Genomic DNA, 6164 nt, shown 5'->3' on the forward strand with positions numbered 1-6164 from the left:
CTTCACCATCTACGACACCGACGACTTGAAGCGCCTGTACAAGGACATCATGGCCACCCTGTCCATCGATCCGAAGCGCTATCCGGTGAATGCCCTGATGAACCGCATCTCTCAGGCGAAAAACGACTTGCAGGTGCCGGCGGATTTCGCCGCTCAGGCCACTGACCCCGTGGGCAAAGTGGCGGCGAAGGTCTACGAGTTGTTGCAAACGCGCCTGCGCGCCGCCAATGCCTTCGACTTCGACGACCTGCTGCTCTACGCCTACCTGCTGCTGAAGCAGCACGAGGACGTGCGCCGCGCCTATCAAGAGCGCTTCCGCTACATCATGGTGGACGAGTATCAGGACACGAACCGCGCCCAGTACGCCATCACCATGCTGCTGGCTCAGGCGCACCGCAACGTGATGGTAGTGGGCGACGACGATCAGTCCATTTATTCGTGGCGTGGCGCCGACCTGCGCAACATTCTGGAGTTCGAAAGCGACTACCCCGAGGCCCACGTAGTGAAGCTGGAGCAGAACTACCGCAGCATGGGCAACATCTTGAACGCAGCCAACGCGGTGATTGCCAACAACCAGCACCGCAAGGCCAAGCGCCTGTTCACGGACGCGGGCGACGGCGAGAAGATTCAGGTGTACCTGGCCACCGACGAACGCGACGAGGGCCGCTGGATTGCCGGCGAAATCGAGAAGCGCCGCGCCGAGGGCGTGTCCTACAACAACATGGCGGTGTTCTACCGCACTAACGCTCAGTCGCGTATGTTGGAAGATATGATGCTGCGCGCCGGCGTGCCCTATCGCATCGTGGGCGGCACGCGCTTCTTCGACCGCGCGGAAATCCGCGACGTTATGGCCTACCTTACGCTGGTGGTGAACCCGGCCGACGACATTGCGGCCAAGCGCGTCATCAACGTGCCGAAGCGCGGTGTGGGCAAAACCACCATCGAGCGCATCGACCAGTTTGCCCGCGAGTTGAATGCGCCGTTCATGACTGCCGCCGAGCTGGCCATCGTCGACCCTGAAATTCGGGCCGCCACGCGGGCGAGTGTGGGGTCTTTCGTGCAGACCATCAAGGATGGTCAGGCCTACAGCGGCGACCTGCGCAAAGTCATCGAGATGATCATCGACAAGGCGGGGCTCATCGAGGCGCTAGAGGCCGAGGGCACCGACGAGGCCCGCGGCCGCATCGAGAACATCCAGGAGTTTCTGGGCGTTGTGGACGAGTTCGTGCAGACCCACGACGAGGACGAATCCGACTATGCTGCTCCTACGGTGGGCGAAGACGAGGACGAGGAGCCGGTGCGCGTGCTGCGCGGCGACTCGCTGGCCGACTTCATCGAGTGGGTGCGTCTGCGTACCGACCTCGATACGGTTACCGAGGACGGCCAGGCTGTCACCCTCATGACCGTGCACTCGTCCAAAGGCCTGGAGTTTGACTGCGTGTGGGTGGCCGGCATGGAGGAAACCCTCTTCCCCCACATGAACTCCGTGGGTGACGCGGCGTCCGTGGAAGAGGAACGGCGCCTGGCCTACGTGGCCATCACCCGCGCCCGCAAGCGCCTGTGCCTTACCTGCGCCCAGCAGCGACAGATTTTCGGCCAGACCAACGCGAACCCGGCCTCGCGCTTTATCGGGGAAATCCCTAGCGAGTTGCGACAGACTACCGGCCTGGGCTCTTCGGGCTTCTCGGGTACCGGCTGGGAAAAGCGCGGCAGCCGTCGCGGTATTGCCGGGTCGGGCACCGAGGCGGGGGAGGGTCGCGTGTTCGGCCGCTCGAGCGCTTCTGGCTCGCGAGGCCGCTCCTTCGACGAAATGCGCGAGCTGCGCGCCGGCGCCCGCGCGACGGGCCGCTCAGCAGCCGCGGGAAAGAAAGAGGGCGCCAAGGCCACCTTTGCCAAGGGCGATACGGTGGATCACAAAACCTTCGGCCGCGGCACGGTGGTGAAGGTGGACGGTGATACCCTGCACGTGAAGTTCGCGAAGACCGGCCAGACCAAGAAGCTGCTCAAGGACTACGCCCCCATCGTGAAGATCGGGTAAGGCGTGCTCGCCTAGTTGGGGCTGCGCCTTCTGGGGGACGGGTGGCCCAGCGCCGAGGGTCTTACGCATGAGTAAGATACGCATGGGTAAGACCTTCCGTAGTGAAGAGGCGAAATGCAGTTTTGCCACAGAAAAGGCCCTACGAACTTCGATGGTTCGTAGGGCCTTTGGATGAAATAAACGCTGCTGGGGTATGATTAGAATTTCACAACCTTGAAGGCGTAATTGATCTCCTTGGAAGTGAAGCCCTCTTCCTTCATCATATTCTTGAGGTAGTTCTTCATCAGGGTGGTGTCGAGGTCGACGAGCTCGGGCATGTTCTTTGCGTACTTCACGATCTTGATAGCCTCGGTGTAGTAGTTGGCGCCGCAGTTCTTGGCGGCGAACTTAGCGTCCTTGGCGGAAACGCCGTAGCGCTGTAGCCCGTCAACCATCTTCTGATACGTTGTGTAATGCTCACTGTCGATCTGCTTGTAAGCGGCTTTCGCCAGCGAGACAGCGCGCTTCTGAGAAGCGGTTTTGGGGTTCTGAATCCACCAGGCGTATACCGTTACGTTTTTAGCCGTCTTGCCGCCGACGGTCTTTGCCTTCTTGGTGAACTGAGCGTCGGTGTACCAACCCTTAAACGTATACCCCTTCTTGGATAGGATCTTCAGCTTCACCGACTTGCCGTAGGTGAACTTCTTGGCGTTCTTATTGGTGCCCTTCACGTTCTTGTAGGTGATCTTGTAGGTCTTGGCCTTCCACTTGGCGGTGACCGTGGTGTTCTTCTTCACGTTCAGGGTGGTGACCTTCTTCGTGCCCTGGTACCAGCCTTGGAAGGTGTAGCCCGTCTTGGTGGGCTTCTTCAGCTTCAGCTTGCCCTTCTCCACTTCGGTGGGGTTCGCGTTTTTCGCGCCGCTGACACCCTTGTACTTGATGGTGTAGGTTTTGGCCGGCGTGGCGGCGGCCGCCGTGTCGTCGGCGAAGGCCCGCTCGGGCGTGACGCTTGTCAGCCCGAGGCCGCCCAAGGCGAGCGCGAGGGCAACAACGGCCGCAAGGGCGGCAACGGACAGCCGCTTCTTTGCTAGGGACATAGGTTCTCCTCTCGTTGAGCTTTCCTTGCGAAAAGGGTAGCACTAGCGAGCAGGGAAAATGATATAAAGCAACAAATTTTTGTAGCGAACAATGCGCGTGTTTGGCTAGCAGCCTCCGCAGAAGTCGCAGACGCTGGGGGCGATGGCGATGCCGCCGCGGGCGGTTTCGCGCAGCTCCATGGGCATGTCGCGGCCCACCTTGTCCATAACGGCCACGTTTTCGTCGAAGGGAATGAGGTTCTCCACCCCGGCCAGGGCAATTTGCGCGCAGGTGAGCGCGAGGGGAGCGGCGGTGCCGTCGCGTTTTTGGCACGGCAGCTCGACCAGGCCGCCCACCGGGTCGCATACTAGGCCCAGCAGGCACTGGATGACGTTCGAGGCGGCATCGAGCGCCTGGGCCGGAGTGCCTTCGGCCATGGTGACGGCCGCGGCCGCAGCCATGGCGCCGGCCGAGCCCACCTCGGCTTGACAGCCGCCCTCGGCGCCGGACACGCTGGCGTTGCGGGCGATGAGATAGCCCACGGCCGCAGCAGCCAGAATGCCCTCGCGCAGCTCGTCGTGGGAGAATCCGCGCTCATCGCGCAGGGCCAGCAGCACGCCGGGCAGCACGCCCGAGGAGCCTGCCGTGGGGGTGGCCACGATGATGCCCATTTTCGCGTTCGTTTCCAAGGTGGCCAGGGCGTAGATGGACGCCTTGGCGGTGAGGGGGTCCATAAGCTGGCGTCGCGGGCTGCCAGTTTGGAGGCTGGCCGTCACCTTGGCGGCTTCACCGCCGATAAGGCCGCCGATGGAGCGCTCGGGATGCTCGAGGGGCGTCGTGGCCGCTGCGTCCATGACCTCAAGGACGCGATCGAGATAGCCGTCGATGTCGGCGGTCACGCCCTGGCGCGCGCACAGGGCCTCTTCGCGGGCGCGGAACGCCTCGGCGATGGTGCAGTTCTCTCGCGCGCACAGGGCCAGCAACTCGGCGCCGGTGGTGTAGTCCCAGCGGGCAAAGGCCTCGTCGGCGTTTTCCGGAATGGGGACCGGCTCGGTGTCGGCCACGGTCATGGCGGGGATGATGCGGGCGTTCATCACGTCGGGATGGGCGATGATCTGCTCGCGCACCTCTTCGGCTACGTCGTCGTCGGTTTCCAGCACGGTGTAGGCAATGCCGCGCTTTTCCACGCGGTGCAGGTTGGCCGTGGCGATGTTCACGCCGCATTCGGCGAGCACCGATGAGATGTGCGCCAGCACCCCGCGCACGTCATGCTGGCGCACGATAACGCTGGTGTGCTCGCCGGTGACGTCCACATCCACGTCGTTGATGCGGCGGATGACCGCCGCGCCCCCGCCGATGGACACCCCGCGCATATCGAGGGTGTGGCCGGCGCCGTCCTCGCAGTGGACGTCGACGGTGTTGGGGTGGTCGACCACGGTGGCTGTGTCCCACTCCAGCTCGACGCGCACTCCCTCGCGCTCGGCTTGCTCGAAGGAGCGGGCCACCTCGGGGTTGTCGGCTGTCATGCCCAAAATGCCGGCCACCAGGGCCTTGTCGGTGCCGTGCCCCGAACCGGTAGCGGCAAACGAGCCATAGAGCGTGAAGGTGACCTGGGGCGGTGTGCCCCCGAACAACGTGCGGGCGATGGAGGCGATACGCAGCGCTCCGGCCGTGTGGGAACTGGAGGGGCCCACCATGATGGGGCCGATGATGTCGCGCAGGCCGTAGGTTTTCATGCTTCTCCTTTGTGAATGCGAGCCGTCGACGGGCCGTCAACCGTCCGACAACGGATGTTTCTCGAAGAACGGTACCATAGCCCGTCGCCAGCGTCGCCGGACAGCGGTATACTGCTTTAAAACCGTTAATTGGTGAAGAAAGGGGAATCCATGTCCGCCAAAATCCTCGTCGTGGGTCATCGCAATCCCGACAACGACTCCATTTCCGCCGCTGTGGCCTATGCTCACCTGAAGAACGCCCTGGCCGAGCGCGACGGCGATGTCGAGGGTGTCGAGTACGTGCCCGCCCGCCTCGGGCCGCTGCCCGTCGAGAGCGCCTGGATTCTCGAGCAGAACAACATTCCCGAGCCCGTGCTCATCGAGAACGTGAACCCCGTTGAGGTAGACGGCGAAGAAGTGAAGCAGAAGGTCATCCTCGTCGACCACAACGAGATCGGCCAGGCAGCCCCCGGCATCGAGAACGCCGAGGTTTGCGAGGTTATCGATCATCACCGCATTGCCGATGTGTCCACGGCCAACCCCATTCTCTTCCTGAACCTGCCCATCGGCTCGACGGCCACCATCGTGACGCTGCAGTACCGCCAGACGGGCATCGAGCTGCCCAACTCCATCGCCGCCGTGCTGCTGTCGGCCATCCTCACCGACACGGTCATCATGAAGAGCCCCACCTGCACCCAGGTGGATATCGACCAGGTGAACTTCTTGGCCGACAAGCTGGGTGTCGACGCCGTCGAGTTCGGCATGGACATCTTCCGCACCCGTGGCGGCGAGGCCACCATGCCCATCGACAAGCTGGTGGAGGCTGACTCCAAGGAGTTCAAGGTCAACGACGACATCACGGTGCTCATCGCCCAGCGCGAAACGGTGGATCTGCCCACGGTCATGGATCGCGAGGATGAAATTCGCGCGCACATGAAGAAGCTGGTGGAGGACAACGGCTACGAGTTCGCCCTGCTGCTGGTCACCGACATTCTGGCCGAGGGCTCGCAGTTCATCGTCGAGGGCGATCCGGCCCGTGTGAACCGCGTCTTCGGCATCGAGTGCACCGAGGGCGGTAACTGGATGCCCGGCGTCCTCTCCCGCAAGAAGCAGGTGGCCGCGCCCATTCTGGCCAGCTAAACTGCTCTGTCCGCGGGTGGGGTGGCGGCATCGCCGTCGCCCCACCCGCTTCGCTGTTCGCCTTCGGCTCAGGCGCTTTTGCGCTTCGTTCGCCCTGGCGGGACGAACGAATCTGTCGACGCTGCGGGTCCGACAGGCACCTGGCCTTGCCCCTTGTTTTCGCCACGGCGCGTACCGAAGTACGCTTGGGCGAAAGGCGGGGCAATTCCAGGCAC

4 protein-coding genes are annotated in these 6164 nt (G+C 63.1%); 2 read left to right on the forward strand and 2 right to left on the reverse strand.

The genetic code is table 11. From position 1 onward, the window contains the following. A partial coding sequence (locus QZ307_RS10480; RefSeq protein WP_295999636.1) for a 3'-5' exonuclease occupies positions 1 to 2038 on the forward strand: 2038 nt, incomplete at its 5' end. A 197-nt stretch (positions 2039 to 2235) separates the two neighbouring features. On the opposite strand, the gene QZ307_RS10485 is transcribed toward QZ307_RS10480, so the two are convergent. Together QZ307_RS10485 and sdaAA are read right to left on the reverse strand one after the other, a co-directional pair. Beyond that, positions 2236 to 3114, reverse strand: coding sequence for an InlB B-repeat-containing protein (locus tag QZ307_RS10485; RefSeq protein WP_295999638.1), 879 nt, complete (start codon positions 3112 to 3114; stop codon positions 2236 to 2238). 105 nt (positions 3115 to 3219) lie between these two features. Then, positions 3220 to 4830 (reverse strand): L-serine ammonia-lyase, iron-sulfur-dependent, subunit alpha, encoded by a 1611-nt coding sequence (sdaAA, locus tag QZ307_RS10490; protein ID WP_295999640.1) that lies wholly within the window; start codon positions 4828 to 4830, stop codon positions 3220 to 3222. Positions 4831 to 4980: 150 nt separating this feature from the next. Between sdaAA and QZ307_RS10495 the strand changes: the two genes are divergently transcribed. Further along, positions 4981 to 5949 carry a manganese-dependent inorganic pyrophosphatase gene (locus tag QZ307_RS10495; RefSeq protein WP_295999642.1) on the forward strand — a complete coding sequence of 323 codons (969 nt, stop codon included), beginning with the start codon at positions 4981 to 4983 and terminating at the stop codon, positions 5947 to 5949. The last annotated feature ends 215 nt before the right edge of the window (positions 5950 to 6164 follow it).

This window comes from uncultured Adlercreutzia sp. (genome assembly GCA_910585575.1).
Lineage (GTDB): Bacteria > Actinomycetota > Coriobacteriia > Coriobacteriales > Eggerthellaceae > Adlercreutzia.

Excerpts from the sequence above, each read along its gene's own strand:
- QZ307_RS10485 (WP_295999638.1), bottom strand. The coding sequence starts at position 3,114 with ATGTCCCTAGCAAAGAAGCGGCTGTCCGTTGCCGCCCTTGCGGCCGTT.
- QZ307_RS10495 (WP_295999642.1), top strand. The coding sequence starts at position 4,981 with ATGTCCGCCAAAATCCTCGTCGTGGGTCATCGCAATCCCGACAACGAC.
- sdaAA (WP_295999640.1), bottom strand. The coding sequence starts at position 4,830 with ATGAAAACCTACGGCCTGCGCGACATCATCGGCCCCATCATGGTGGGC.